The organism is Streptomyces sp. TAA204 (assembly GCF_000424965.1).
The window spans coordinates 122,724-148,228 of record NZ_AUKW01000006.1 but is presented as its reverse complement, the minus strand read 5'-3'; the positions used below and the strand labels follow the sequence as shown (position 1 = coordinate 148,228).

The window sequence follows — 25,505 nt, the reverse complement described above, 5'->3', positions numbered from 1 at the left end:
CCCAGGTGCGCGGCCGGGCCCCAGGGTCAGCCCCGGTGCCCGGCCCGCGGGAGAGGAGCCGGATGTCCGCCCGGACACCTCCTACACGCGGCGCTCCACGGCGTCGAGCATCTCCGCGACCGCCTCGTTCTGCGGTACGCCGTTCTTCTGGGACCCGTCGCGGTACCGGAAGGAGACCGCACCGGCCGACACGTCCTCGTCCCCCGCGATGATCATGAAGGGGACCTTGGCCTTCTGTGCGTTGCGGATCTTCTTCTGCATCCGGTCCGAGGAGGAGTCGACCTCGATACGCAGCCCCTTGTGCTTCGCCTCCGCGGCGAACTCCTCCAGATACGGCACGTGGGTGTCACCGATCGGGATGCCGACCGCCTGTACGGGCGCCAGCCAGGCAGGGAACGCGCCCGCGTAGTGCTCCAGCAGCACCGCGAAGAAACGCTCGATCGAACCGAACAGGGCACGGTGCAGCATCACGGGCTGCTGCCGGGAGCCGTCCGCGGCGGTGTACTCCAGGCCGAAGCGCTTGGGCTGCTGGAAGTCGACCTGGACCGTGGACATCTGCCAGGTCCGGCCGATGGCGTCCTTGGCCTGCACGGAGATCTTCGGACCGTAGTACGCGGCACCGCCCGGGTCCATGACCAACTCCAGGCCCTGCTTGCCGGCGGCCTCGCGCAGCGCCTCGGTGGCCTCCTCCCACTCGGCGGGCTCTCCGATGAACTTCTCGGACTCCTCGTCCCGGGTGGACAGTTCCAGGTAGAAGTCGTTCAGCCCGTAGTCGCGGAGCAGTCCCAGCACGAAGGTGAGCAGGCCGTCCAGCTCGTCGGCCATCTGCTCCTTGGTGCAGTAGATGTGCGAGTCGTCCTGGGTGAAGCCGCGGGCGCGGGTCAGGCCGTGCACGACTCCGGACTTCTCGTAGCGGTAGACCGTACCGAACTCGAAGAGCCGCAGGGGCAGTTCACGGTAGGAGCGGCCGCGTGCCCGGAAGATGAGGTTGTGCATGGGGCAGTTCATGGCCTTGAGGCGGTAGTTCTGCCCGTCGAACTCCAGGGGCGGGAACATCGACTCGGCGTAGTTCGGCAGGTGCCCCGAGGTCTCGAACAGCTCCTCCTTGGAGATGTGGGGGGTGTTGACGAACTCGTAGCCCGACTCCTCGTGCCGCCGCCGCGAGTAGTCCTCCATCACCTTGCGGACGACGCCGCCCTTGGGGTGGAAGACCGCCAGACCCGAGCCGACCTCCTCCGGGATGGAGAAGAGGTCGAGTTCCGCGCCGAGTTTGCGGTGGTCGCGCTTCTCGGCCTCGGCCAGGAACTCCAGGTACGCCTTGAGTTCGTCCCTGGTGGGCCATGCGGTGCCGTAGATGCGCTGCAGCTGCTTGTTCTTCTCGCTGCCCCGCCAGTACGCGGCGGCACTGCGCATCAGCTTGAAGGCGGGGATCGCACGGGTGGTGGGCAGGTGCGGACCGCGGCACAGGTCCTTCCAGCACAGCTCGCCGGACTTGGCGTCCAGGTTGTCGTAGATGGTCAGCTCACCGGCGCCGACCTCGGCGGAGGCCCCCTCGGCGGCGTCGGCGGCCGCGCCCTTGAGTCCGATGAGCTCCAGCTTGTACGGCTCGTCCGCCAGTTCCTCCCGCGCGTCCTCGTCGCTGGTGACGCGGCGGGAGAAGCGCTGCCCCTGCTTCTGGATCTGCTGCATCTTCTTCTCGATGAGCTTGAGATCGTCGGGGGTGAAGGGCTCGGGGACGTCGAAGTCGTAGTAGAAGCCGTCCCGGACGGGCGGGCCGATGCCGAGCTTCGCCTGCGGGAAGAGCTCCTGCACCGCCTGGGCCATGACGTGCGCGGTGGAGTGGCGGAGGATGTCGAGACCGTCCTGGCAGGCCAGGTCGACCGGCTCGACCTCGTCGCCGTCGGCGACCTCGTAGGCCAGGTCCTTCAGCTGACCGGCGACGCGCGCGGCCACCACCGAGCGTTCGCCCTCGAAGAGAGATGCGGCAGTCGTGCCCGTGGTCACCACGCGCTCTTCCCGCTCGGAATCGCGTCGGATGATCACACGGACATCGGTCACCGGTCTCTCCTGACTCTCAAATGGGGCACCGGCGATCGCCGGGCGCCGCTGGAATCGTACCGAGACCACTCGCCTCTTCGCGAAACGATTGAGGGCAGGTCCACCGCGGACCCGTCCCGCACACGGCGGGCGGACTCCGTTACGGACAAGCCGGATTGCCCTGTCATCCGCTGCGGTATCAGCTCGGGGGGACGCCCTGACGGACGGGAGTGGCGCCATGACGCTGTGGTACGAGGGGCCGCTCGCCGCACTGGCCTTACGCTCCCGGCAGCCCGGCCCCGGCGGGGAGGACGGCGGCGCCGACCCGGAAGCGGACCGGCTGACCGCCGCTGCGCTGGTCACCCAGGAGACCGGGCACACGGCCGTGCGGGCGCACAGCTGGACGGTGGCGCCGTGCGGTGCGGCCGGTCCGGTGGTCGAGGCGCTGGCCCGTGCGCTGACGTGCGGTCCCGTACGCGGCAGACCCCTGGCGGTCGCGCACGCGCCGTACGATCTGACGCTGCTCGACCGGGAGTTGAGACGGCACCGGCACACCCCGCTGACCGGGTATCTCGGCGGTCGCAGCCTGTGCGTCCTGGACCCGGTGCTCCTCCACCGGCACCTGAACCGCGGCGCGGGCGGCCCCTCGGGCCCTGAGGACCTCTCCGGGCTGAGCGCCCGCTACGGCACGCCTGCCCCGGCCGCCGCGGCGTGCCCGCCCGGCCAGGAGCCCCCCGGCCCCCCGGAGAGCGACGCAGTCGCCGCACTGGAGCTCGTACGGGCGCTGGGCCGGCATTTCGCGCCGCGGCTCGCTCCGCTCACGCCTGCCGCGCTGCACACCCTGCAGGCCGTCTGGTTCGCCGCCGAAGTGCGCGGCGCCTCGGCGTGGTTCGCCCCCCGCACGAATCCGGGAGCGGTCAGCCCGGCCTGGCCGCTGCGGCCCGCGGTGGCGGCGTGAGCCCGCCCGGGACGCAGAGGAGGCCGGTCCGTCCTCGACGGACCGGCCTCCCGGTACACGTGGGCGATACTGGGTTCGAACCAGTGACCTCTTCGGTGTGAACGAAGCGCTCTTCCGCTGAGCTAATCGCCCGCTCGCGGCACGCAGAACAATACAGTGCCGCTCAGCCTTCATCCAAACCCCTGCCCAGCCGCCGCCTGAGCCCGCGCTCCCCCGCCCGCATCATCAGTGCGTGGTTGGCACGCAGGAAGGGCCTCGCCAGGGGCGTCAGCCTCCGCATCGCCGGCTTGCGCAACTGAACCTGCTGCTCGTAGACGGCGGCCGTGCCCGCTCCGTCGCCACGCACACTCCAGCGGGCCCACCCCTCCAGGTCCCCGGTGATCTCCAACTCCAGCACGCCGGCAGCACGGTCGCACCGGGTGGCACGCCCCGCGATCCACAGGTCGTACGGCAGGACGGACCGGACTCGCGCCGCGCCCCGGGACTCCTCCAGGACACGCACCTCCCGCACCTGGGGCCACCACGCGGGATAGTCCCCGGCGTTCTCCAGCACGGCGAAGACGTCCTCCGGCGGCGCGGCGAGCCGCCAGACACTGCGGAACCTGAAGCGGTGCCGTCCCGAAGTCATCTGCGCACTCCTCGCCCTGTCCCGTCCGGCGCCACTGTGCCGCGACGCGCCGGACGCGTTTCCGCGTGTCCCGGCCGCACCCCCGCGGCGGCGCCGAATTCCATTGTCCCGCAGTGGATTTGGCCCTTGCACGGCCGCCCGAATAGCACCCGTGTGGAGCACTCGCGGCTTTCCCGTGGACCGGCCCTATTGCACCGCGAGGTGAATTCCCGCCGGCTGGGCCGCAGGCGGAGAAAGCGGACGGCGAACTCCCGCCGGAGAATGCGTACGCACCCGCCCGCACACCGGGAAGAAAACGGGGCCCGCAGACTCTCGGCCTGCGGGCCCCGGACAGAATGTGGGCGATACTGGGTTCGAACCAGTGACCTCTTCGGTGTGAACGAAGCGCTCTTCCGCTGAGCCAATCGCCCGCTGCGCGCACAAGATTAGCGCATGCCGGCGGGTGCTCATGACCGCTACGGCCGCTTCTCCTCCTGCAGTTGGCCCTTGCGGCGCTTGCGCTCCTCCCGCCGGACCTTCATCCGGTGCGTCCATTCGCGCACCTGCCGCTTCGTCCAGCGCAGCACCCTCTGCGCCCACGCGAACTCGGTGGACCACAGTCCGATGCCCGCGAAGATCACAAGCCAGCCCGGACCGGGAAGCGGAAGCATGATCACTCCGGTGATCACGACCGCCAGGCCCAGCAGGAAGATCACCACCCTCCAGCTCATGTGCAGGGGCCTGGACGCCTTGATGAACCGGGGGGCCCTGGACCCCAGCGGCTTCTCGTCGCTCTCTGCGTACATAACAACAACCTAACCGACCTCGCGGCCGTCACCGGAATAGCCGTACGCAACAAAAACGCCACATGCCATATCAAGGGCTGTAATACTCGCAAAACGGTCAGAGGGGTTTACAACCGACGAGTACGTGGCATGTCGATTTCGCCGACGTGCGAACCCCCGAGCGCACACTGAGCGAAAGGCCCTGGCGCTTATGAACACCACGGTCAGCTGCGAGCTGCACCTGCGCCTCGTTGTTTCGAGCGAGTCATCACTGCCGGTACCCGCGGGGCTGCGGTACGACACGGCCGATCCCTATGCCGTCCACGCCACCTTCCACACGGGCGCCGAGGAGACCGTCGAGTGGGTCTTCGCCCGCGATCTCCTCGCCGAGGGCCTGCACCGGCCCACAGGCACCGGCGACGTCCGCGTATGGCCGTCCAGGAGCCACGGCCAGGGCGTCGTCTGCATCGCCCTCAGCTCTCCGGAGGGCGAGGCTCTGCTCGAGGCCCCGGCGCGGGCCCTGGAGTCCTTCCTCAAGCGAACCGACGCGGCCGTGCCGCCCGGCACCGAGCACCGACACTTCGACCTCGACACAGAGCTCTCCCACATCCTCGCGGAGAGCTGAGACACGGTCCCGCGCAGCCGTCAGACTCGGGGCGACGGCTGCGCCTCCCCCGCCTTCCCAGGCACGGCGACGCCGTCACCACCGGACCTCCCCGCTTCACCGGGAGACTCCGCTGGTGGCGGCGTCGCCGTGCCCGCCGGGGTTAGTCTCTGGGCACCGGATCCCATAGGGCAGACCCCCGAGGAGCGACCCGTGCAGATCAACCACGACACCCGGTGCGCGCTGGAGGACGTGGTCGACCTCCTGAACAGCGCCGCCGACGGCGAGCGGCCCGACCGGCTCGTCTCGGTCGGCGACCTGCGGGCGTACGTGGAGCGGAACACCCTCAGCGGCGTGGGAGCGCTCACGGAGGACGACCTGGGCGCCGTGCGCTCAGTGCGGGAGCGCTTCTCGCGGGTCTTCGCCGCGGCGGACGACCAGGAGGCCGCGGGGCTGGTGAACGCCCTGGTGGCCGAGGCCGGCACGACCCCGCAGCTGACCGACCACGACGGCTACGACTGGCACGTGCACTACTTCGCACCCGGCGCCTCCGTCGCCCACCACCTCGCCGCCGACGGCGGCATGGCGCTGGCCTTCTTCATCGTCTCCGGGGAGCGTGACCGGCTGCGCCGGTGCACGGCGCCCGACTGCGGACGCGCCTTCGTCGACCTCTCGCGCAACCGCTCACGGCGCTACTGCGACAGCCGCACCTGCGGCAACCGGCTGCACGTGGCCGCCTACCGGGCGCGGCGGCGCGAGTCCGCCGAGACGGCCGGGACCGCGGAGACCACGGAGACCGCGGAGACCGCGGGCGGCTGAGGCGCGCTCGCCGGCCGTTCAGGACATGAACAGGTCCCAGGCGCCCGTGATGCCCAGCAGGACCGCGATCACCGCGAGGAAGAGCATCAGCGGGGGCTGGGAGAGCGCATAGAGACATCCCTTCGGCTCGCCGAGCTGCACCTCCGGCAGTTCGTGGAGTTCACGCAGGACCGTGACAGGGACGTGCGGGGCGGTCGCGGCAGGCGCGGAGGGCGGCTCGTCGAGCTCGCGCGAGGAGTGCGGCGTCATGTCCATCTCGCGGTGATGATGACGCAGCCCGCACCGGCGGGGAGGAGCAACACGCCCACGTCACGGTGGAGTTCATGAGTAACTCAGGTGGCCGTGGGGGCACGTGTGATAGATGGGGCCACCGGCTGCGTGGCTGCTGCGTGCGCTGGTGCGGGTCTCAGATCCCGTGCTTCTTGAGGATGGCCTCGATGTCGGAGAAATCCTCGTCCCCGCCCCCGGCCGCGGGTTTTCCTCCCTGCGCGGCGGACTGCTTCGTACCCTGCGTCCCCGCGGCGGCACCCGGAGCGCTCCCGCCCGCACCGACCGCGCGGGCGGAACTCCCGCCTGCGGCCCGGGGCTCCTGGGCACCGGCCGCGGCCCTGCGCTCCTTGCGGCCGGGGCGTTTGCCGCCCGCGAGCCGTCCGATCACGTACAGCACGAACGCGACGGCCAGCACTGCGAATCCCGCCCACACGGTGGGATCCAGTACCAGATCCGCCGCCCAGCTCCCGGCCGCCTTGACGATCTCGCCGCCCAGACCGATCAGCCCTGCCATGGCGAGGCCGACCGGGACCAGCGCGAACGCGGCGATACGGGTGGCGGCGGCGAAGCGCCGCCGGTACGCCGTGAGGAAGGCGACGGCGAGGCCGGCCGCGGAGAGCGCGGCGCAGACGGTCGTGGTGAGCATGTCTCCATAGTGCTACGACCGGCAGGTGGGAGGCCATGCCCGCACGGGGATTCAGGGAGATCTCCGGGTCGTGGGCACCGGCAGCGGGCTGAGAGACTTGTCCGCATGGACGACGCCGACTCCCGCCCCGTGCTCGACTTCTGGTGCGAGCTTCAGTGCCCCGACTGTCACCGTGCGCTGCGAGATGTCCACGCTCTGCGCGAGCGGTACGGGGAGCGGCTGGAGATCCGTCTGCGGCATTTCCCGCTGGCGAAGCACAAGCACGCCTACGCCGCGGCGCAGGCCGCCGAGGAGGCCTACGCGCAGGGCAAGGGCGACGCCTACACCGCTGCCGTACTGGAGCGCAGCGCCGAACTCGCCACGCGCGGCGAGCAGTTGCTGCTCGATGTGGCCGGCGGGCTGGGGCTGGACACGGAGGAGATCGGCACGGCCCTGATCGACGGACGGCACCTGCTGATCGTCGACGCGGACCAGGCCGAGGGCAAGGCGATCGGCGTGACGGGCACGCCGACGTACGTCATCGACGGTCGGCGGCTGGACGGCGGGGCGAGCCAGGAGGGCCTGCGGGCGCGGATCGAGGAGATCGCCGACGGGCTGCTGGGCCCCGCCGCGGACGGCGTGGCGTGACCGTTCACTGAAGCTGCTTCCACAGGTGGGTCTCCGCCGTCCGGTAGCCCAGCGAGGAGTACAGGCGCCGCGCCGGTGTGTTGTGCGCGTAGACGTGCAGGCCCAGCACCCTTGCGCCGGCGGCGAGGGATTCACGCTCGGCGACGAGCATCAGGCTGCGGCCGTGGCCCTCGCCGCGCCGTCCCTCGGGGACCTCGACGTCGTAGACGTAACTGTCGGCGTCCTCGCGGGGACCGCCCGCGGTCGCGATCCACACGGTGCCGACGTCGGCGCCCCCGTGGACGAGTACACGCAGCACGGCCCCGCGCGTGGCGGCGCCCGCCGGCAGCAGTTCGTCGAACGACGCCGCGGCCTTCGGCCCGGCCTGCGCCTCCGGCACGCCGCGTTCCGTCAGCACCCGCCGCAGCTGTCGCTGTGAGCGCTCACGCCAGGCGGGGAACTCCTCCCCGGTCATCGCGCGGGCGTCGCTGCCCTCGGGCAGCCGGGGCTCCTGCTGGAGCGTCTTGAGCATGCTGCGGCCGCGTTCGTGGTATCCGAGGCTCTCCGCCAGCTTCACCGCGGCAGCGGCCCGCGCGGGGACGCTGACCTCGGCGCGCCGGCAGCCCCAGTCGCGCAGCACCTCCTCGGCGGCGAGGACGGCGACGGTGCCGCGTCCGCGCCGCTGTTCGCGCTCCTCGACGACGAGCGCCTCCAGCCGTCCGGTGGCGGGGCCGTAACGGGTGTCGGTGGTCAGCCGGATCAGGCCGACGGGGCGGGAGTTGACGCAGATGTCGTACGAGCGGGAGCGGACGTCGCCGGCGTCGTGCTGCTCGGGGCCCGTCGGGCGCAGGGTCGTGGTCATCACTCTGGTTCTACCGTCTGCGCCGCCCGGCGTCACCGGTCACGGGCCCGCCGGCGGCCGCGGACGGCTCACGGGTCGATGTCGGCGGCGGAGCGCTCGTCGAACAGCCGCATCGCCTTGGCTGTGACGGGGCCCGGGGCGCCGGGCAGTTCACGTCCGTCGACGCGGTGCACGGCCTGGACGTCGCGCAGCGAGGAGGTCAGGAAGACCTCCTCGGCCTCCAGCAGCACCTCCAGCGGCAGGTCGGTCTCGCGGGCGCCGGACCAGTCCGCCACCAGGGCGCGGGTGATGCCAGCGAGACAGCCGGACTCCAGCGGCGGGGTGTGCAGTTCACCGTCGAGCACGACGAAGACGTTGGTGCCGGTGCCCTCGCAGAGCCTGCCCCGTGTGTTGCCGAACAGGGCCTCGCCGGCGCCCTGTTGGCGGGCGCGGGCGAGGGCGACGACGTTCTCCGCGTAGGAGGTGGTCTTCAGGCCGGCGAGCGCGCCCCGCTCGTTGCGCGTCCAGGGGACGGTGATCACGGCGGTGGTGTCGGGACGCCTGACGGCCTCGTCGAGCACGACGACGAGTGTGGGACGGTTCTCGCCGCGGTCCGAGCCCAGCGGTGAGATACCGCCGGTGTAGGTGATGCGAAGCCGTCCGTACGGCGCGGGGTGGGCCTCCGTGACGGCGGCGCACGCGCGCCGCACCTCCTCCCGGTCGGGTTCCGGCAGCCCCAGGCCCCGGGCTGAGGCGGCGAGCCGTTCGACGTGCCGGGTGAGCGCGAAGGGACGTCCGGCGGTGGCCTTGACGGTCTCGAAGACTCCGTCGCCGACGGTCAGTCCGTGGTCGAGCACGGAGACATGCGCGTCGTCCACATCCTGGAGTCCGCCGTCGAGCCAGATCCTCATGGGACTCTCCTTCCGCTCGTCCCGGTGGGGTGGTGCGTCTCCGACGCTACCTTGAGGAGCCGGGACGCCTTCAGTTCCGTCTCCTCCCATTCCGCTTCCGGCTCGTACCCCCATGTGATCCCGGCGCCGGTGCCGAAGCGCAGCACGGCGCCGTCCGGGGCGTCGCGGTCGATCCAGAACGTGCGTATCCCCACCGCCAGCCCGCCCGTCCCGCGGTCGGCGTCCACCCAGCCGATGCCGCCGCAGTACGGGCCGCGGGGCGCGCTCTCCAGCTCCCGGATGATCCGCAGTGCGCTGCTCTTCGGCGCCCCCGTGACGGAGCCGGGCGGGAAGGTGTGGTGCAGCAGGTCCGGCCATCCGGCGCCGGGGGCGAGTTCGCCGCTCACGGTCGAGACGAGGTGGACGAGGCCGGGGTGGGGCTCCAGGGCGCACAGCGCGGGGACGGTGACCGATCCCGGCGCGCAGACGCGGCCCAGGTCGTTGCGGACGAGATCGACGATCATCACGTTCTCGGCGTGGTCCTTCTCCCGCAGATCCGCCGGGGTGCGTCCGGTGCCCTTGACGGGGCCCGAGGTCACGGTGCGTCCCGAGCGGCGCAGGTAGAGCTCCGGGGAGGCGGTGGCGACCTCCACGCCGTGGGCGGGGAGGCGGACGGTGCCCGCGTACGGTGCGGGGTTGCCGAGAGCGAGCAGGGAGGACAGCCCGTCGATGTCGGAGGCCGCGCGGTCGCGGTCCCGGTCGCGGGCGGAGCCGGAGCCGCCCGGCGGGGCGGGCAGAGGGGCGCTCAGCACGCGGCAGAGGTTGGCCTGGTAGACCTCGCCGGCGGCGATGTACTCGCGTATGCGGGCCACTCCCGCTGTGTAGGCGGAACGGTCCAGGGAACTGCTCCAGGACTCCGGCGCCGGTCCGCGCCAGTGCGCGGCCGCCGCGGGCAGTCCTGCGTGCGGGCCGGGCGGCCGCGTCCGCCGTACGTCACCGAAGCGTGCGCACAGCAGCCGGCCCTCGAAGTCGGCCACGAGCGCCCACCACCCCGAGGACTCCAGTGCGGCGGGGTCGCCGGTCACGTCCCGCAGGTCGGTGGCGAGGAGAGCACCGAAGCGGGCGAGCGGGGGCGGGACGTTCACAGGGTCGAGTCTATGGCGGAGGGACGGACGGCAAAGACGTGGCGGAACGGCATCCCCCGCTTACGGGCAGGGGATCGGGGCGGTCACGCAGGGCGAACAGAATTTGAGCTGGCTGCGATATCCGCTAGAGTTCACCTCGTCACCGGGACGCGTGAGCGGGCCGGAGACAGTGCAACACCTGCGGACGTGGCTCAGTTGGTAGAGCATCACCTTGCCAAGGTGAGGGTCGCGAGTTCGAATCTCGTCGTCCGCTCGGATCGGGAGTCTCAGGACTCCCGGCTCGGTGGAGTGGCCGAGAGGCGAGGCAACGGCCTGCAAAGCCGTCTACACGGGTTCAAATCCCGTCTCCACCTCCAAGGACGATTAGCTCAGCGGGAGAGCGCTTCCCTGACACGGAAGAGGTCACTGGTTCAATCCCAGTATCGTCCACACAGGCCAGGGGCCGTCTCCCAGCGGGAGACGGCCCCTGGTGGTGTTCGGCCACCAACGGCGCGGCCACCGGTCGACGTCGGCGTGGCCGGGTGCGGCGTGGGGAACCCGGCGCGGCGGACCGCGGCGCGGGAACCGTACTCTCGGGACCATGGCTGATCCGAAGAAGTCCGAATCCGACGCCCTGTACGAGGACGCGAACCAGGGTGTGGAGGACGCACGCCAGCACGTTCGCGACGCAGCAGCCGGGACGGACAGCGCCCGGCTCGAGGCCGCCCTCGACGAGTTGGAGGCCGCACTGGCCCACCGGGAAGCAGCCCGGCAGCGGCCACAGGACGACACCTGGCTCCTCACGGCGCTCGGCGCGGCGAACGCGATCGATGCGCAGTTCCACGGCGACGACGCGGCCCGCAACGACACGGACGAGAACGGCACCGCGACCTCTTAGCCGCTCCCCGCGGAGCGGCCGGCCCAGCGGCCTTCCGCCTGTGACGGCGGATGCACCGGCGGTGACGCCCAGCGCCCGCCCCGGGTGCCGGCGCCGAGGATCTCAGGACCCACGTGCCAGGGATTCGCCTCGGCCGGGGAGAGGGCCCTGCCGAAGGCCCGCACGTCGTCGATGGTTCCCTCGGCTCCCTGGAAGAACTCGTCGCCCGACAGCCCCCGGCCCACGACGAAGATTCCCCCCGAGTCGAAGTCGCCCCCGCGGCCGGCACTTTCGCCGGGACGGCCGTCGACGTACAGGCGGACCTCGTCGGCGCCGTCGTCGTAGGAAGTCCCGAATCGGAGATGCACGTCCTCCTCCGCCTGAGAGGTCAAGTGCCCTCCAGCAGCGCGAGGTGTGCACGACGGCGACAGCCAGCACGGAAGCCGAGGCGCCGAGCGAAACCTCGTTGGGCGTTGGCTCGCGCCCGGGCATTCTGTCGGCATGAGCGGAGACCGAGCGAATCACAGACTCGCGGCGGCCATTGACGAGGCGGACTCGGAGTCGTGGGCGCGACGAGCTGCGGCCGGACGGCAGTTGGCCAGGTGGGTGGAGCACGAGACGGTCAACCCTGTCCTTGAGCGGCTTCTTCTGGATGCCCACGACACGGGTGTCACGCAGGAGACAGCTCGGGCTCTCCTGGAACGGCAGGACGGGGTCGGGCTGCGCACTGTGCTGGGTGCTCTGTCACGAGCTGAGAGCGTGGGAACCGCCGACCAGCTCGTCAGCGAGGTGTTCAGCTACCAGAACTGGATGCTCGCGGACGACCAGGCGGACGAGTTCGTCAGGCAACTCACCGTGCTCACCGACGACGAGGACGCCGGCATCCGCGACGAGGCGCAGCAGCTCCTGAACCCATCGGAACGGCCGTGAGCGGTCGACGCCAATCTCCGCGCACGGGGTGCCAGGTGCAGCCTTGAAGGTTGGTGGGCCGGTGGCAGTGCGTGGAGCGACGCGCGCTGCCACCGTTCACACAGGGATCCGAGAGCGCACCCCGCTGAGTGACCAACTGAGTGACCACCGCCCCGGACCCCGGTGGACGGGCCGGGCCCTTCACGGATTTGTCTTGCAGGTCAGGGCGTGACAATATCTCTGTCGCAACGCCCCGCGCGGTTAGCTCAGCGGGAGAGCGCTTCCCTGACACGGAAGAGGTCACTGGTTCAATCCCAGTACCGCGCACAGCACAGTGCCCCGGCCCCGCAGCCGGGGCACTGGTCTTGGTGCGGACTCCTCCCGTGGCCGCTGCTCGGCGTCAACTCCGCGCGAGCGGGGCGCTCATGAGGAGAAGAGCGGACTCCCTGCGTCCTTCCTCGCCCTTCCTGCCCGCCGTCCGGTGACGACCGGTCGACCGTTCCGTCCGGGCGTTCGGCCGGTGGCCTCCCTGCACGAGCACGGCCGGTGGCTCCGGTGCGCCACGCCCCCGGTGAGCGGAAGAGGCATCGCACACCTCCCGCACGAGCGCGCTCGACGGGGCCACCGGTGAGCGGCGTCGGCGCGGTCTCCCTTGCAGCGGGCGGCGGTTGGGGCCTCGGCGCCCGGCTCGGGACGCGGCGCCTGCGGTGACGGCGTACGCCCGACGACCACGGTGTCCCGGCCCCCGGAAGGCCGGTGCCCTCATGTGTGAGGTCCGGACAGCTCCCCAGCTGTCCGGACCTCAATGCCGTCCGCCGCACCCCCGTCCCCACGGGGCTGACGGCCGGGTTATCCCCGGCTCGGGCCGCTCTCCCGAGCCTGGAGCACCGCTCAGTGCCCCAGCATTCCGGCCACGGACGACGCCTGTGCGACCACCGCCTGCACCGCGCCGAACGCGATGGCGAGGACGATGGCCAGGGGCAGCACCATGGCGGCCGCGACCAGCGGATGACGGCGCCCGCCGGGACGTGTGCCGAAGTCGGCGATCGCCGCCCACCGTCCACGTGTCCGGCGTGCCGTGCGCTCTGCTGTGTGCGCCATGGTCCGCTCCTGTCGTAATGGGGCGGCGGACGTTTGACCTCGGGGGACGAGTGCAGCGCCCGCCGCTTGCCACAACAGTAGGTGCGGGTGCCCGCCCGGGGCGTCATGCCCGCGTATCGACTCCGGGGCCTCCCCCAGGATGACTGGGCGGGCGCCCGGATACTCCCCAGGGTGGAGACCTGCTGCCACATACCGGGGTGATCCCTGAGGGGTGCCCTCGGGGCTCCCTCGGGACGCGCGAACCGCTGCCCGGAGGCGGCGGCCTGCGGACCAACGCCCGTCGTGCGGAGGGCATGTGAGCAGGTGACATCTCTCACCCCGGAGCTTCGGGAAGGTGGCGGCGCGGCAGCAGCCAGGTACGGGCGCGGCCGTCGGGGTAGGAACCCGGGCCGCGTGGAGGCGGGCGGCACGGCAGCCGTTTCCGTCCGCCCTTCGCTCCGTCAAGTCAGGTGCCCCGTACGGAGGTTGCCCTGGCACGACCCCGGCTCGCGGGTGTTCGGCACGGCACCCCGGGACGCCCCGGGTGAGGGCCGCCGGAGACCGCCGATCGGCGCGGCGCCGCGTGCGCGGCCTGTCGTCGCGACGCGGCAGCAGTCCGTAAGCTGTGCCTCGTCGGACGGACGAACCGGAAACGGATCATGAGGTTGCCAGTGACCGGGGGCGGCCTCTCCACCGGAGGCAGGGGAACGAGATGGCGATGATGCGGCTCCGGCGCGAGGACCCGCGAGTCGTCGGTACGTTCAGGCTTCACCGGCGGCTGGGGGCGGGCGGCATGGGCGTCGTCTACCTCGGCTCCGACCGGCGCGGTCAGCGGGTGGCGCTGAAAGTCATCCGCCCGGATCTGGCCGAGGACAAGGAGTTCCGGTCGCGTTTCGCCCGTGAGGTCTCGGCGGCCCGCCGTATCCGGGGCGGCTGTACCGCGCGCCTGGTGGCGGCCGATCTGGAGGCGGACCGCCCGTGGTTCGCGACGCAGTACGTGCCCGGCCCCTCGCTGCACGACAAGGTCACCGAGGGCGGGCCTCTTCCCGTCAGCCAAGTCGCCTCCGTCGGGGCATCGTTGGCGGAGGGTCTGGTCGCGGTCCACGAGGCGGGCGTGGTGCACCGCGACCTGAAGCCGTCGAACATCCTTCTCTCGCCCAAGGGTCCGCGCATCATCGACTTCGGCATCGCGTGGGCGACCGGGGCGAGCACGCTGACTCATGTGGGTACGGCCGTGGGGTCGCCCGGCTTCCTCGCGCCCGAGCAGGTACGCGGCGCTCTGGTGACGCCCGCGACGGACGTGTTCGCGCTGGGCGCGACGCTGGCGTACGCGGCGACGGCCGACTCCCCCTTCGGACAGGGCAGTTCCGAGGTCATGCTCTACCGCGTGGTGCACGAGGAACCGCAGTTGGAGAACGTGCACGCGGCGCTCGCGCCGCTCATCCACGCGTGCCTGGTCAAGTCGCCGGAAGAGCGCCCGAGCCCTCTCCAGCTCTCGCTCCGGCTGAAGGAGATCGCCGCGCGGGAGGCACGCGGTCTGCAGGACGGTTCCGAGACCTCCGCCGGCGGCGCGGGCCCCGTCGGTGACGGTGCTCCCGGCGGCGGCCCGCACGAGACGGCACGGGCGACGGCCCCGGGGACGCACGGCGTCAACAGGCCCGCCACAGCGGGGGGTTCCCAGCGGTCCGCGCCCGCCCGCGGGGGAAGGGGTTCGCGGCCGCGCACACCGGGCGAGCGGCTCAGGCGGCGCAAGGGGGAGGAGTTCTCACGTCAGCGTTCCGAGTCCGGGCGCCCGGATCGCGGGCGCGGGCACGGGCCCACGAGCGCCCCGAACGCGCCGCGCGCCTCCGTCCCCCGTACCGGCGAACGCAGCACCGGACGCTCCGCGCCGGGCACGGCCACCCGGGCAGGCGGCGGCAGGCCCTCCGGGCGCGGTACGGCGCCGCGTCGGCCCTCCGGCGGCGATCCCCGGCGCGGCTCTTCCACGGGTGCCGCGCGGCGCAGCAGCCAGGAGCGCAGCCGCCGGCTGCTCAAGCAGCGGCTGGTGGTGTTCGTGACGGTGACGGCTCTGGTGGCGCTGGGCATCGCCGCGGCGCAGGGCTGCGAGGGGCCGGCGCGCGGACTGGGGCGTGCCGCTCCGGACGGCCGTACGGCACCGGTGACGTCGGTTCACGAGCAGCACGAGGCGCAAGGGCAACGCGCGGGCGGGGAGAGCGGGGAGAGCGGCCTCCGGACGGGCCCCGCGCCGGACCGGCGCTCCTGAGCGTGCCCGGACGGACGCGAACGGCCTCCCGCACTCATGTCCCGCACTCACGTCCCGCGCGTACCCCCGCGCTCACGTCCTGGTCAGCGCGTAGAAGGCGACCGCCGCTGCGGCACCGACGTTGAGCGAGTCGACGCCGTGCGCCATCGGAATGCGCACCCGTTCGTCGGCCGCCCGCTGCGCGGCGGCGGACAGTCCCGCGCCCTCGGCTCCGAGCAGCAGCGCCGCACGCGGCAGACGGTGCGGCGCGAGGTCGTCCAGTGGTACGGCCCCGGCACCGGGGGTGAGGGCGAGCAGCGGCAGGCCCGCCGCGCGGACGGACTCCAGACTGTGCGGCCAGCCGGTGAGCCGCGCGTAGGGGACGGAGAAGACCGCCCCCATGGAGACCTTCACCGAGCGGCGGTAGAGCGGGTCCGCGCACGACGGGGAGAGCAGCACCCCGTCCATGCCCAGGGCGGCCGCGCTGCGGAAGATCGCACCGATGTTCGTGTGGTCGTTGACCGCCTCCATGATCACGACGCGGCGTGCTGAGGCCAGCAGCGTCTCCGCCGCGGGGAGCGGCTTGCGGCCCATGGAGGCCAGGGCGCCACGGTGCACGTGGTAGCCGGTGACCTTCTCCGCCAGTTCGGGCGCGACGATGTGGACGGGGGCCTGCACCGACTCGATGACGTCCCGCATGACCCCTGCCCACTTGGGGGTCAGCAGCATCGCGCGCATGGGGTGACCGGCCTGCAGAGCACGGCGGATGACCTTCTCCCCCTCGGCGATGAACAGGCCCTCGGCGGGCTCGCGGCGTCGCCGCAGCTCCACGTCGGTCAGGCCGGTGAAGTCGGCCAGGCCGGGGTGGTCGGGGTCCTCGACGGTGACGGGCTCAGCCACGGCCTGCCCCCTCAGCCTTCGGCGGCCGGGCCGGGCCCCTGCCGGGCGCGTGTGGGCGTCCGGGGCGCCTGCCGGCCCGTCGCGTGCGTGCCCAGAGCGACCACGTCGCCGACGACGATGACAGCCGGCGGCCGTACGCCCTCCGCGGTGGCCCGCTCCCCCACCGTCCCCAGGGTGGCGTCCACGCGGCGTTCCGCCGCCATCGTCCCCTCCTGCACGACGGCGACCGGGGTGCCGGCGTCCCTGCCGTGCCGGATCAGGGTCTCGGCGATCGCGCCGATCCGCTCCACCGCCATCAGCAGCACCAGGGTGCCGCGCAACCGCGCCAGAGCCTCCCAGTCGACGAGTGAGGTGGGGTCGTCGGGCGCGACGTGGCCGCTGACGACGGTGAACTCGTGGGCGACGCCGCGGTGCGTGACCGGGATGCCCACGGCGGCGGGAACGCTGACGGCGCTGGTGATGCCGGGCACGACCGTGACCGGGACGCCCGCGCCGGCCAGCTGCTCCGCCTCCTCCATGCCGCGCCCGAAGACGAAGGGGTCGCCGCCTTTGAGACGTACGACGGACCTGCCCGCCCTGGCATGCTCGATCAGCGCGTCGTTGATGGCCTCCTGCGCCATGGCACGCCCGTAGGGGATCTTCGCGGCGTCTATCACTTCGACGTGCGGGGGCAGTTCGGCCAGCAGGTCGCGCGGCCCGAGCCGGTCGGCGATGACCACGTCGGCCTCGGCGAGCAGCCGCCGGCCGCGCACGGTGATCAGGTCGGGGTCGCCGGGACCGCCGCCGACGAGGGCGACGCCGGCGCTGCGGGCACGGTGGTGCGGTGCGTGGATCGTGCCGTCGTGGAGGCCCTCGACGACCGCGTCGCGCACGGCGGCGGAGCGGCGGGGATCGCGTCCGGTGAGAACGGCGACCGTGACGCCCTCGCTGTGCCCGGTCGCCGGGGTCCACGCGGTCGCCGCCGACGCCTCGTCGCTGCGTACGCACCATACGCGGCGGGCCTCGGCCTCGGCGGAGGCGGCGGTGTTGGTCCCGGGGTCGTCGGTCGACACCAGCGCGTACCACGCTCCGTCCAGGTCGCCGTCGGCGTAGGGGCGGCGCTCCCAGGTCACCTCGCCCGCGTCGGCCATGGCCTCCACGGAGGGCGTCACGGACGGAGAGATCAGCACCACGTCCGCGCCCGCGGCGATGAGTGCGGGAAGCCGGCGCTGGGCGACGCTTCCGCCGCCGACGACCACGACCCGGCGCCCCGCGAGGCGGAGGCCGACGGGGTAGGCGGGCGGATCGGTCCCGTCCTGCGTCTGGGCGTGGGGCTCGGACATGGCGCGGGCGGCTCCCTTGGTTGCCGAGTGGGCCGCTGCGGCGCTGGAGCGGCGGGGATGTACGTACGTGCCGGTGTGCGGCGCGGGCACGGCGCGTGTACTGGACGTGGGGCGCGTACTGGACGTGCGGAACTCCCGTTCACCCTATGGCGTGAAGCCGTGCCCTCGCAGTTCCGTGGATCACGCGGGGTGCACGGCACCGGGACGCGCGGCCCCCGGCCGGGTTCCTGGGCCCCGTGCCGGCGCGCCCGGACGCTGGTGCGCGGGCGCGCCGCCGTGGAGTTGCTCAGCCCTTGCCGGTCACCCCGGCCGAGTCGAAGGTGGCGACCTCGTGCATCGCACGCGCCGCGCTCTGCACCATCGGCAGGGACAGCAGCGCCCCCGTGCCCTCCCCCAGCCTCAGGTCCAGGTCGACCAGCGGGCGAAGACCCAGCTTCGTCAGGGCCGCGACATGGCCCGGCTCGGAGCTGCGGTGGCCCGCGATGCAGGCGGCCAGCGCCTCCGGGGCGACACAGCGGGCGACCAGCGCGGCGGCACCGGCGCTGACGCCGTCGAGGATCACCGGCGTACGCAGGGAGGCGCCGCCCAGGATCAGCCCGACCAGAGCGGCGTGCTCCAGGCCGCCGACGGCTGCCAGCAGACCCAGGGGGTCGGCCGGGTCCGGCTGGTGCAGTTCCAGCGCACGGCGTACGACCTCGACCTTCCGGGCGTGCGTCTCGTCGTTGATGCCGGTGCCGCGTCCCGTCACCTCCGCCGGGTCGACGCCTGTGCACGCCGAGATCAGCGCGGCGGAGACCGTGGTGTTGGCGATGCCCATCTCCCCCGTGAGCAGCGCCTTGTTGCCGGCCGCGACCAGGTCGCGGGCGGTCTCGATACCCACCTCGACGGCGCGCAGCGCCTCCTCGCGCGTCATGGCGGGGCCCTGCGTCATGTCGGCCGTCCCCGCCGAGACCTTGCGCGGCAACAGGCCGGGCATCGCCGCGAGTTCAGCCGCGACACCGACGTCGACGATGCACACCTCCGCGCCGACCTGATTGGCGAAGGCGTTGCAGACGGCCCCGCCACCGAGGAAGTTGGCGACCATCTGGCCGGTGACCTCCTGCGGCCAGGGCGTGACGCCCTGGGCGTGCACGCCGTGGTCACCGGCGAAGATCGCGACGGCGGCGGGCTCGGGCAGCGGCGGCGGGCACTTGCGGGAGAGCCCGCACAGCTGCGCGGAGATGATCTCCAGCATGCCGAGCGCCCCGGACGGCTTGGTCATGCGCTTCTGCCGCTCCCACGCCTCACCGAGCGCCTTGGCGTCCAGCGGCCGGATGGCGGCGACCGTGTCGGAGAGCAGGTCCTGCGGCTCCGCTCCCGGCAGCACGCGGCGCCCGTACGACTCCTCGTGCACCACCCACGACAGCGGACGGCGCTTGGACCAGCCGGCCTGCGCCAGCTCCGGCTCGGGCGGGAACTCGTCGACGTACCCGACGCACAGGTAGGCCACGACCTCCAGGTGCTCCGGCAGCTCCAGGGCGCGGACCATCTCACGCTCGTCGAAGAAGCTGACCCAGCCCACGCCCAGCCCCTCGGCGCGGGCGGCCAGCCACAGGTTCTCCACTGCGAGCGCGGAGGAGTAGGGCGCCATCTGCGGCTGGGTGTGCCGGCCGAGGGTGTGCCTTCCGCCACGGGTGGGGTCCGCCGTGACGACGATGTTGACGGGGGTGTCGAGGATCGCCTGGATCTTCATTTCCTTGAACTGCTTCGCCCGGCCCTTGGGGAGGGACTTGGCGTACGCCTCGCGCTGGCGCTCGGCCAGTTCGTGCATGGCGCGGCGGGTCTCCTCGGAACGGATGACCACGAAGTCCCACGGCTGGGAGTGGCCCACGCTGGGCGCTGTGTGGGCGGCTTCGAGGACGCGGAGCAGCACCTCGTGCGGGATCGGGTCGGGGCGGAAGCCGTTGCGGATGTCGCGGCGTTCACGCATCAGGCGGTGCACGGCCTCCCGCTCGTCGTCGGCGAAGCCGGGAGCGGGCGGGCCGGCGGGAGCCTCGGGGAGTCCGGCCGGACCGGCGGAGCCGGCCGGACCGGCCTCGGGACCGGCGGCTTCGGCGGGGTCCGTACCGGGCTCGGCGGGATCGGCCGACTCACCGCCGGGCCCGGCCGTGCCGGCGGACTCGGTGGGGTGCGCGGTCCCGGCCTCGGGACCGGCGGACCGCGCGGATCCGTCCTCGTGCTGGGCATGCTCCGCGAGTTGGACGGCCTCGGAGGCGGAAGCCGGGACGGGTCCCGTTCCCTCACCGCCACCGTCACCGGCGTCAGCGACCCCGGGAGACGGTGCGGCGACGACGGCCGGAGGGCCGTCCTCGCTTATCGGGGGCACGGTGCCGGCTGGTGCCGCGGCCGTGCCCTGCTCTGCCGCGGCAGACCGGGGTTCGTGCGTACCGGCGATGGTCTCCTCCTCCGGCTGCACGTGCTGACCCTGTCTCGGGACGGTCGCGGATGCCGCGTGCCGGCCGCCGCCGGACGGCGGGGCGTCGGCCCCGCGTCCGGATGTCTGCTCCGGTCCGCCGGCTGCGGCTTCGGACTCGGCGCGTTCCGACTGCTGCTGGGCGGGGATCCCCGCCACCGCGTCCGCGGCTGCCCCGGCATCCACCGCTCCGGCGCCGGCGCCCGGGCCCGCGTCCTCCTGCTGCACCGGCACGCCGCCTTCCTGTACGGGGTCCTGTACGGCCAGTTCCTGCTCGGGCTCCGGGATGCCGGGCAGAGCAGCCTCGGCCGCCTGCATCTCCTCGCCCGGCTGAGCGGGAACGTCCGGGGTGCCCTGGCGGTCCTCGACGTCCTCGACGTCCTGGACCTTCGGTCCTTGCGCTGCGGCTGCGGCGTCAGGGGGCTGGGGCAGGGCGGCCGTCTCCGCGGACTGCTGCCCGGTGACCTCACCGTCCGCGCTCCCGCCCGGAGGCATGATCGGCTCGACAGCCGTCGAACCCGGTGTGGAGACCCAGGTGTTGCCGGTGCTTCCGCTGCTCTCGTCGTTGCCGCGGCGGCGGTGCCTGCCGTCGCGTGCTCCCTCCGGCTCCGGAGGCTGCCCCTGCTCCCCCTCGACCGTGCCCGCGGGCTGCGGCTCCTGCGGAGGCAGTTCACCGTGCGCGGCGACGGGCCCGGGCTGGACGGAATCGGCCTGAACGGAATCGGTCTGGACGGAATCGGCCTGCTGTCCCGTCTCCGCCGTCTCCTCAGCGGGCGCGGCAAGCCCCGGGTTCTCGGCGTACGCCGCGTCCTGCACATGGCCGGCCGCCCCGGCCTCAGCCGTCCCGTCCGCCTGGGCGGCCCACTGGTCGTCCTGGGGCGGCAGCGCCCCCAGTTGCGGACCGGGCAGGTAGTCCTGGCCCTGATGGGCGACGTCGAGATATTCGGGACCGCTCGTCGCGGGCCCCTGCCCGGCAGTGAACTCGCCTTGTTCCGCCATGCCTTCACCCTCCTGGGGCATCGCCTGCGCCTCATCCTGCAGTGGACTCCCCGGCGGCACGGCCTGCGGCTGTGCGGCGGCCTCCGGCTGCACGGAGGGCGCGGGCGCGGAGTTGGGCGCGGGCGCGGAGTTGGGCGCGGGCCCGCCGGCCGGAGGGCCGATGCCGCGCTCCGAGAGCGGACGTACCGCCCCGGACGGTTCCGGCTCCGGCGGCCCGAGGTGCAGCGGACGCCGCGGCGGCGTGGAGGCGGGAGCGGAAGCGGACTTGGGCGCCGCGGGCGTACCCGCGGCAGGCGTACCCGCGGCGGGCGTACCCGCGGCAGGCGTCCCTCCGGCTGGCGTCCCCGAGGGCGACGGGGTCTGCGCGGCAGGTGCTGCCTGCGGCCCGGAGGCCCCCGCGGCGGGGGCCTCCCCCGCCGCCGCCTCCGGCCCCTCGGGAAGCAGTGCCCGTACCGTGCCGTAGTCGAATGCTCCGGAGTCGCGGCCGTCCGTCTCGTGCGGGCCGGGTACGTGCGAGGCCGCCTGCGCGTACTCCTGCGTCCCCTGCACCGGCTGCTGTTCGTACGGGTGCGGCTGGTGCGCGTGATTGCCGTAGTGCTCCTGGCGGCCGTAGAAGTCCGGCTGCCCGTACGCCTGTCCGTACGCGTCGTGCTGTCCGTACGCGTCGTGCTGTCCGTACGCACCGACGTGCGCGTAGACCTCCGCGCCCGCGTAGGCGTCGCCCTGCGCGTACGCACCGACCTGGCCGTAGTACGGGTCGTGCTGCACCTGCCCGGTGTGCGGCTCGCCCCAGGCACCGCCCTGCGTGTCCGGCGGCGGCAGTTCCTCACCGCCGGGAAAGCTCGGAGCGTCCGGAGCGCCCGGAAGGCCGTCGCCCGGCCCCGCGTAAGGGTAGGAGTGGGGACCGGTCGCCGGGATGCCCGGCTGCCCGCCTGCATTCTCCGGCTGCCCCTCGCCGGGGATCTGGCCGGTGTCAGTCATGCGTACCCCTCGCCCATCGGTAGTGCCTCTTCCAACCCCGCGGACGACCGCCGGGCCCCCGTAGATGAAGAACGAGCGTGCTCACGGTGCGGCACGTCCTCCACCCGCACCATCCGGACATCGACGGACGAAGTGTCAGCACCGCACAGCAGCGCAACGGTCCGCCAGCCTACCGTCGGCAGGGCGGCCCGCCCGCCACAGGTGGGTGACAAACAGCACTTCGTCGGGCTTCGTCACGAGCTGGGCACAGAGATTCAGACCCGTACACCCGACAGCAGGAAGACGACCGCACGTTCACGCTCCACCCAATCCTGGGTGTCCAGTCCGACGGACTGAAGCAGGGCGCACTCGACGGCGTAACCGCCCTCGGTGAGCGCCCTTCCGACCGCTTCGGCCTCGTCCCTCGTCCCGGCGTGCGTGACGATGCGGCCGGGACGGCGCTCGACGACGGCCGTGACCGTGGGCACTCCGCCGCCGCCCACCCGCACCACGTCCGGCTCGGGCAGATCCTCAAGGATCTGGGGCGCCGTGCCCTGCACGGTCTCCACCTGCACGCCGAAGCGCCAGGCGGCCGACGCGGTTCGCGCGCAGGCCTGCGGGTCCTGGTCGACCGCGATGACGGCGGCACCGAAACGTGCCGCTTCCACGGACAGTGCGCCGCTGCCGGCGCCGATGTCCCAGACGAGGTCGCCGATACGCGGACCGAGCAACGCGAGTTGCCCGGCGCGCAGTTGCGCGGACTCGCCGGCACGCGCGGAGACCGCTGCGCCGTCGCCCGGCTGCTCTCCCGCGTACACGGAGGCCGGAAGGGCCCAGCCGCGCACGGGCGGCGGATAGTTCGGGGTCTGCGCGGCCAGCCATCCGCCGCCCTGGTTGGGCTGGCGCGTCTGGCCGTCCTGCGGCCCCGCGCCCGGGCCGGGTCCGCCGGGATGTGCCGCGGCGCCCGTGGAACCGCCCGCCACGATCACCACGTTCGGGTCCCGCCAGGTGTGGTCGGCGACCTTGTCGGAGGTGAGGACGGTGACCTGCTCCTGCGGTGTGCCCACCGCCTCGCAGATGACGAACGTGCGGTGCACGGGACCGAGCATCAGGGCGAGTTCGGCGGGGCCCGCGCCGGGCGACGTGAGGACGCCGACCTTGGTGTGGGCGCGGCAGACGTTGACCGCGTTGCGCAGCGTCCGCGAGTTGGCGACCACCAGCTGTGCGTCGTCCCAGGGCATGCCGGCACGGGCGAAAGCCGCCGCGAGCGCGGAGACCGCGGGGACGACCTCGACCTCCAGCCCGAACTCGGGGTCGCGCAGCGTGCGTACGACACCGAAGAACCCGGGGTCCCCGTCGGCGAAGACGACGGCCGTCCCACGGTGCCGGGCGATACGGCTGGCGGCCAGCGAGACACTGCCGAGTCTCACCCGCTCGGCGCCGGAGGGGACTTCTGGAAGCTCGAGATGGTGTGCGGCCCCGGCGACGAGCGTGGCAGCGCCCACGGCGGCGCGGCCGGCGTCGGACAGCGGCGAACCGTCCCACCCGATCACGGTGACACGGTCGGCCATCGGTGCGTCTCTCCTGGGCTCGTCGCAGGTCGGGGCTCATCGAGCCTACCGCCGAGGAGAGGACCGCCGTCACCAGGGTGTGCCCGGGCCGGCCGGGAGCGGGCGGGCCGGATCAGCGGGGCGAGCGCAGCCAGTCCGGGTACGGGGCGTAGCCGCCCGCGTCCGCGAGCTGTTCAGGCATGCCTTCCAGGTCCTCGCGCAGCAGGCTCCACACGAGCAGATCCGTGCGGATCTCCGCCCAGCCGCCGTCCTCGGTGCGGGTGCGCGCTATCGAGGCGTTGCGCAGCACTCCCTCGCTGATGCAGCCGAGCTTCTGGGCCACCTGCTGGGCGGCGGTGTTGTCGGCGGCCGTACGCAGCTCGATCCGCTCGAACTTCTGGTCCTGGAAGAGCCATTGGGCCAGCGCCAGCACCGACTCCGAGGCGTAGCCCTCGCCTCGCGCCCACGGTGCGACGACGTAGTGGACCTCGGTGGCGAGGATGCGCCAGTCCGTGTGCTCGAGCTGCACGAGCCCGACCAGGCGGTGGGTGAGGAACTCGGTGACCGCGAAGACGATGCCCCCGCCCTCGGTCCGCACGGACGGTGCGTGACGGCGGACGAACTCGCGCGCGTCGGCCTGCCGGTAGGGCACCGGCACGGTCGTCCATGCCGCGACCAGTTCGTCCCGCATCATCTCGGTGAGCGCGGGGACGTCCGCCTCCTCCAGCGGGCGCAGCACGAGCCGGTCCGTACTGATCGAGACGTCCGGAAAGGTCGAAGTCATGCGCCGCTCCAAACGGATCGAGGGCCAGGGGGTCGCTCCCGGGGAGGCCGCTTCGGGGTCTGCCGGCCGTTCCGGGAGGACCGCTGCAGCGGGGTCCTGGGGGCTCCGGACGGTTGCAGCAGTGCACAGCATGCAGCATCGGAGCCGGTACGTGCAGCGCTCACGGTTCCTTCGCAGGCGGGATCAGGGGCCGGGTACCGACATGTCGATACGGGGACTCGAGATCCGGAAGCCTGGGCCTCCCGGCCGGGGTCGTCCGCTGCCCCGCACGGCCGCCGCCGCACGGCGTCCCTCGCGAGCCTCACCGGCGGGCCCGGGCACCGCCCCCGCACACGCGCCTCCTAGACTCGGGCCATGTTCACCCCGCTCACGGTCGCCCTCGCGGTGGCCGCACTCGCGCTGGCCGCCTGGTGCGGCTGGGCGGCCTACCGTGACCAGCCGACCAAGGACTGGCACTTCATCGGCATGGCCGTGGTGACTCTGATCGCCCTGGTCCAACTCGTCGTCGGCATCGTGCGGCTCTCCGGAGGCGAGGAGCCCGCGGAGGGGACCGCCGTCTTCGTCGCCTACCTGGCCACCGTCGTGGCATGCGTACCGGTGGTGGGTCTGATCTCCCTGACCGAGCGGACCAAGTGGGGCTCCCTGACCGTGGTGGCGGGCGCCGTCGTACTCGCGGCGCTCCAGGTGCGGCTGCACGACATCTGGGCAGGCGGCGGCGGTGCCTGAGCACCCGCACGGCACCCACGCCCCGCCGTCCCCCGCGCCGTACCGCGCCATCGGCAGGGGGCCCGGCACACTGCTGCTCACGCTGTACGGGATCTTCACCGTGGGCGCCGCGTCCCGCTCGGCCGTCCAGCTGAGCACCCGCTTCGACGAGGCGCCGCTGGCGTACGTGCTGTCGGCCGTGGCGGCCCTGGTCTACGCGTTCATCACTCTCTCGCTGGTACGGGGAGGCGAGAAGGCCCGCAAGGCCGCATTCGTCTGCTGCTGCGTGGAGTTGCTGGGAGTGCTGGGCGTGGGCACCTGGACACTGGTCGCCCCCTCCGCGTTCCCCGATGCGACGGTGTGGTCGGACTACGGCATGGGTTACCTCTTCATCCCGGTGATCCTGCCGGTGACCGGCCTGCTGTGGCTGCGCCGGTCACGGCGCGCCCACGGCTGAGAAGCCGTCAGGTGGAGGGAGGGGGAAGCACGCAGACGCGCCGGAGCAGAGACCGGGGGCGGCAGGCGGTGCCCCGTCCAC

Annotated in this window: 23 protein-coding genes, 6 tRNA genes and 1 pseudogene; 13 read left to right on the top strand and 17 right to left on the bottom strand. The window is 72.8% G+C overall.

Features of this window, described 5'->3' with window-relative positions:
• Positions 1–81 precede the first annotated feature (81 nt).
• On the bottom strand, positions 82–2,058 hold the full coding sequence (gene thrS, locus H343_RS0113515; protein WP_028431583.1) for a threonine--tRNA ligase: 1,977 nt from the start codon (positions 2,056–2,058) through the stop codon (positions 82–84).
• Positions 2,059–2,275: 217 nt separating this feature from the next.
• On the opposite strand from thrS, the gene H343_RS0113510 reads away from it, so the two are divergent.
• Entirely contained in the window at positions 2,276–2,995 is a 720-nt protein-coding gene (locus H343_RS0113510; protein ID WP_028431582.1) for a hypothetical protein, read from the top strand.
• Between the two features lie 60 nt (positions 2,996–3,055).
• On the opposite strand, the gene H343_RS0113505 is transcribed toward H343_RS0113510, so the two are convergent.
• From H343_RS0113505 to H343_RS30485, 4 genes and pseudogenes are all read right to left on the bottom strand, one after another.
• A tRNA-Val gene (locus H343_RS0113505) sits at positions 3,056–3,127 on the bottom strand.
• A gap of 31 nt (positions 3,128–3,158) precedes the next feature.
• A complete protein-coding gene (locus H343_RS0113500; protein ID WP_028431581.1) occupies positions 3,159–3,623 on the bottom strand; it encodes an SRPBCC family protein in 465 nt (154 codons plus the stop codon).
• 338 nt (positions 3,624–3,961) lie between these two features.
• Positions 3,962–4,033 (bottom strand) — tRNA-Val (locus tag H343_RS0113495).
• A 96-nt stretch (positions 4,034–4,129) separates the two neighbouring features.
• Positions 4,130–4,408, bottom strand: a pseudogene (locus H343_RS30485) (TIGR02611 family protein); the annotation flags it as partial.
• Positions 4,409–4,598: 190 nt separating this feature from the next.
• Between H343_RS30485 and H343_RS0113485 the strand changes: the two are divergent.
• Both H343_RS0113485 and H343_RS30480 read left to right on the top strand, forming a co-directional pair.
• Positions 4,599–5,012 (top strand): SsgA family sporulation/cell division regulator, encoded by a 414-nt coding sequence (locus H343_RS0113485; RefSeq protein WP_003959770.1) that lies wholly within the window; start codon positions 4,599–4,601, stop codon positions 5,010–5,012.
• Positions 5,013–5,204: 192 nt separating this feature from the next.
• Positions 5,205–5,810, top strand: coding sequence for a CGNR zinc finger domain-containing protein (locus H343_RS30480; protein WP_051265150.1), 606 nt, complete (start codon positions 5,205–5,207; stop codon positions 5,808–5,810).
• 18 nt (positions 5,811–5,828) lie between these two features.
• On the opposite strand, the gene H343_RS0113475 is transcribed toward H343_RS30480, so the two are convergent.
• Positions 5,829–6,065: a hypothetical protein gene (locus H343_RS0113475; RefSeq protein ID WP_028431580.1), complete on the bottom strand. Its 237-nt coding sequence runs from the start codon at positions 6,063–6,065 to the stop codon at positions 5,829–5,831.
• Positions 6,066–6,216: 151 nt separating this feature from the next.
• On the bottom strand, positions 6,217–6,726 hold the full coding sequence (locus tag H343_RS0113470; protein WP_028431579.1) for a hypothetical protein: 510 nt from the start codon (positions 6,724–6,726) through the stop codon (positions 6,217–6,219).
• Between the two features lie 105 nt (positions 6,727–6,831).
• Here H343_RS0113470 and H343_RS0113465 point away from each other — a divergent pair, with 105 nt between their 5' ends.
• A complete protein-coding gene (locus H343_RS0113465) occupies positions 6,832–7,353 on the top strand; it encodes a DsbA family protein (protein ID WP_028431578.1) in 522 nt (173 codons plus the stop codon).
• 4 nt (positions 7,354–7,357) lie between these two features.
• On the opposite strand, the gene H343_RS0113460 is transcribed toward H343_RS0113465, so the two are convergent.
• The 3 genes from H343_RS0113460 to H343_RS0113450 form a co-directional block, all read right to left on the bottom strand.
• On the bottom strand, positions 7,358–8,194 hold the full coding sequence (locus H343_RS0113460) for a GNAT family N-acetyltransferase (RefSeq protein ID WP_028431577.1): 837 nt from the start codon (positions 8,192–8,194) through the stop codon (positions 7,358–7,360).
• A gap of 68 nt (positions 8,195–8,262) precedes the next feature.
• A complete protein-coding gene (locus tag H343_RS0113455; RefSeq protein ID WP_028431576.1) occupies positions 8,263–9,084 on the bottom strand; it encodes an aminodeoxychorismate lyase in 822 nt (273 codons plus the stop codon).
• Positions 9,081–10,208, bottom strand: a complete 1,128-nt coding sequence (locus tag H343_RS0113450; RefSeq protein ID WP_028431575.1) for a chorismate-binding protein — start codon at positions 10,206–10,208, stop codon at positions 9,081–9,083. Before H343_RS0113450 ends, H343_RS0113455 begins: the two co-directional genes overlap by 4 nt.
• Before the next feature lie 180 nt (positions 10,209–10,388).
• On the opposite strand from H343_RS0113450, the gene H343_RS0113445 reads away from it, so the two are divergent.
• From H343_RS0113445 to H343_RS0113430, 4 genes are all read left to right on the top strand, one after another.
• Positions 10,389–10,461, top strand: a tRNA-Gly gene (locus tag H343_RS0113445).
• A gap of 29 nt (positions 10,462–10,490) precedes the next feature.
• A tRNA-Cys gene (locus H343_RS0113440) sits at positions 10,491–10,564 on the top strand.
• A gap of 1 nt (position 10,565) precedes the next feature.
• Positions 10,566–10,637, top strand: a tRNA-Val gene (locus H343_RS0113435).
• A 151-nt stretch (positions 10,638–10,788) separates the two neighbouring features.
• Complete coding sequence (locus H343_RS0113430; protein WP_028431574.1) at positions 10,789–11,085, top strand: hypothetical protein; 297 nt, start codon at positions 10,789–10,791, stop codon at positions 11,083–11,085.
• Here the strand turns inward: H343_RS0113430 and H343_RS0113425 are convergent.
• Complete coding sequence (locus tag H343_RS0113425; protein ID WP_028431573.1) at positions 11,082–11,456, bottom strand: LamG-like jellyroll fold domain-containing protein; 375 nt, start codon at positions 11,454–11,456, stop codon at positions 11,082–11,084. The two genes, H343_RS0113430 and H343_RS0113425, sit on opposite strands and share 4 nt — an antisense overlap.
• A gap of 109 nt (positions 11,457–11,565) precedes the next feature.
• Between H343_RS0113425 and H343_RS30475 the strand changes: the two genes are divergently transcribed.
• A complete protein-coding gene (locus H343_RS30475) occupies positions 11,566–11,994 on the top strand; it encodes a hypothetical protein (RefSeq protein ID WP_158679558.1) in 429 nt (142 codons plus the stop codon).
• 234 nt (positions 11,995–12,228) lie between these two features.
• Positions 12,229–12,300, top strand: a tRNA-Val gene (locus H343_RS0113415).
• A 564-nt stretch (positions 12,301–12,864) separates the two neighbouring features.
• Here H343_RS0113415 and H343_RS0113410 read toward each other — a convergent pair.
• The gene (locus H343_RS0113410) at positions 12,865–13,074 is read right to left on the bottom strand and encodes a hypothetical protein (protein WP_028431572.1); all 210 of its coding nucleotides are present in this window, start codon (positions 13,072–13,074) and stop codon (positions 12,865–12,867) included.
• Between the two features lie 691 nt (positions 13,075–13,765).
• Here H343_RS0113410 and H343_RS30470 point away from each other — a divergent pair.
• Positions 13,766–15,316 (top strand): protein kinase domain-containing protein, encoded by a 1,551-nt coding sequence (locus tag H343_RS30470; protein WP_078505568.1) that lies wholly within the window; start codon positions 13,766–13,768, stop codon positions 15,314–15,316.
• A 72-nt stretch (positions 15,317–15,388) separates the two neighbouring features.
• On the opposite strand, the gene H343_RS0113400 is transcribed toward H343_RS30470, so the two are convergent.
• From H343_RS0113400 to H343_RS0113380, 5 genes are all read right to left on the bottom strand, one after another.
• Positions 15,389–16,195 (bottom strand): TrmH family RNA methyltransferase, encoded by an 807-nt coding sequence (locus H343_RS0113400; protein ID WP_028431571.1) that lies wholly within the window; start codon positions 16,193–16,195, stop codon positions 15,389–15,391.
• Positions 16,196–16,206: 11 nt separating this feature from the next.
• Positions 16,207–17,517 carry a uroporphyrinogen-III C-methyltransferase gene (gene cobA, locus H343_RS30465; RefSeq protein ID WP_078505566.1) on the bottom strand — a complete coding sequence of 437 codons (1,311 nt, stop codon included), beginning with the start codon at positions 17,515–17,517 and terminating at the stop codon, positions 16,207–16,209.
• 286 nt (positions 17,518–17,803) lie between these two features.
• Positions 17,804–21,949, bottom strand: coding sequence for a nicotinate-nucleotide--dimethylbenzimidazole phosphoribosyltransferase (gene cobT / locus H343_RS0113390; RefSeq protein WP_028431570.1), 4,146 nt, complete (start codon positions 21,947–21,949; stop codon positions 17,804–17,806).
• A gap of 254 nt (positions 21,950–22,203) precedes the next feature.
• Entirely contained in the window at positions 22,204–23,499 is a 1,296-nt protein-coding gene (cbiE, locus tag H343_RS0113385; protein ID WP_028431569.1) for a precorrin-6y C5,15-methyltransferase (decarboxylating) subunit CbiE, read from the bottom strand.
• Positions 23,500–23,611: 112 nt separating this feature from the next.
• Positions 23,612–24,262, bottom strand: coding sequence for a GNAT family N-acetyltransferase (locus tag H343_RS0113380; RefSeq protein WP_028431568.1), 651 nt, complete (start codon positions 24,260–24,262; stop codon positions 23,612–23,614).
• 354 nt (positions 24,263–24,616) lie between these two features.
• Here H343_RS0113380 and H343_RS0113375 point away from each other — a divergent pair, with 354 nt between their 5' ends.
• On the top strand, positions 24,617–24,988 hold the full coding sequence (locus tag H343_RS0113375; RefSeq protein WP_028431567.1) for a hypothetical protein: 372 nt from the start codon (positions 24,617–24,619) through the stop codon (positions 24,986–24,988).
• Positions 24,981–25,424: a hypothetical protein gene (locus H343_RS0113370; RefSeq protein WP_028431566.1), complete on the top strand. Its 444-nt coding sequence runs from the start codon at positions 24,981–24,983 to the stop codon at positions 25,422–25,424. Before H343_RS0113375 ends, H343_RS0113370 begins: the two co-directional genes overlap by 8 nt.
• Positions 25,425–25,505 lie beyond the last annotated feature (81 nt).

What these genes read in the sequence shown, in the direction of transcription:
- H343_RS30470 (WP_078505568.1), top strand. Translation starts at nt 13,766, where the DNA reads ATGGCGATGATGCGGCTCCGGCGCGAGGACCCGCGAGTCGTCGGTACG.
- H343_RS0113465 (WP_028431578.1), top strand. Translation starts at nt 6,832, where the DNA reads ATGGACGACGCCGACTCCCGCCCCGTGCTCGACTTCTGGTGCGAGCTT.
- H343_RS0113380 (WP_028431568.1), bottom strand. Translation starts at nt 24,262, where the DNA reads ATGACTTCGACCTTTCCGGACGTCTCGATCAGTACGGACCGGCTCGTG.
- H343_RS0113460 (WP_028431577.1), bottom strand. Translation starts at nt 8,194, where the DNA reads ATGACCACGACCCTGCGCCCGACGGGCCCCGAGCAGCACGACGCCGGC.
- H343_RS0113410 (WP_028431572.1), bottom strand. Translation starts at nt 13,074, where the DNA reads ATGGCGCACACAGCAGAGCGCACGGCACGCCGGACACGTGGACGGTGG.
- H343_RS0113485 (WP_003959770.1), top strand. Translation starts at nt 4,599, where the DNA reads ATGAACACCACGGTCAGCTGCGAGCTGCACCTGCGCCTCGTTGTTTCG.
- H343_RS0113510 (WP_028431582.1), top strand. Translation starts at nt 2,276, where the DNA reads ATGACGCTGTGGTACGAGGGGCCGCTCGCCGCACTGGCCTTACGCTCC.
- H343_RS0113375 (WP_028431567.1), top strand. Translation starts at nt 24,617, where the DNA reads ATGTTCACCCCGCTCACGGTCGCCCTCGCGGTGGCCGCACTCGCGCTG.
- H343_RS30475 (WP_158679558.1), top strand. Translation starts at nt 11,566, where the DNA reads ATGAGCGGAGACCGAGCGAATCACAGACTCGCGGCGGCCATTGACGAG.
- H343_RS0113500 (WP_028431581.1), bottom strand. Translation starts at nt 3,623, where the DNA reads ATGACTTCGGGACGGCACCGCTTCAGGTTCCGCAGTGTCTGGCGGCTC.
- cbiE (WP_028431569.1), bottom strand. Translation starts at nt 23,499, where the DNA reads ATGGCCGACCGTGTCACCGTGATCGGGTGGGACGGTTCGCCGCTGTCC.
- H343_RS0113430 (WP_028431574.1), top strand. Translation starts at nt 10,789, where the DNA reads ATGGCTGATCCGAAGAAGTCCGAATCCGACGCCCTGTACGAGGACGCG.
- cobA (WP_078505566.1), bottom strand. Translation starts at nt 17,517, where the DNA reads ATGTCCGAGCCCCACGCCCAGACGCAGGACGGGACCGATCCGCCCGCC.
- H343_RS0113455 (WP_028431576.1), bottom strand. Translation starts at nt 9,084, where the DNA reads ATGAGGATCTGGCTCGACGGCGGACTCCAGGATGTGGACGACGCGCAT.
- H343_RS0113475 (WP_028431580.1), bottom strand. Translation starts at nt 6,065, where the DNA reads ATGGACATGACGCCGCACTCCTCGCGCGAGCTCGACGAGCCGCCCTCC.
- cobT (WP_028431570.1), bottom strand. Translation starts at nt 21,949, where the DNA reads ATGACTGACACCGGCCAGATCCCCGGCGAGGGGCAGCCGGAGAATGCA.
- H343_RS0113470 (WP_028431579.1), bottom strand. Translation starts at nt 6,726, where the DNA reads ATGCTCACCACGACCGTCTGCGCCGCGCTCTCCGCGGCCGGCCTCGCC.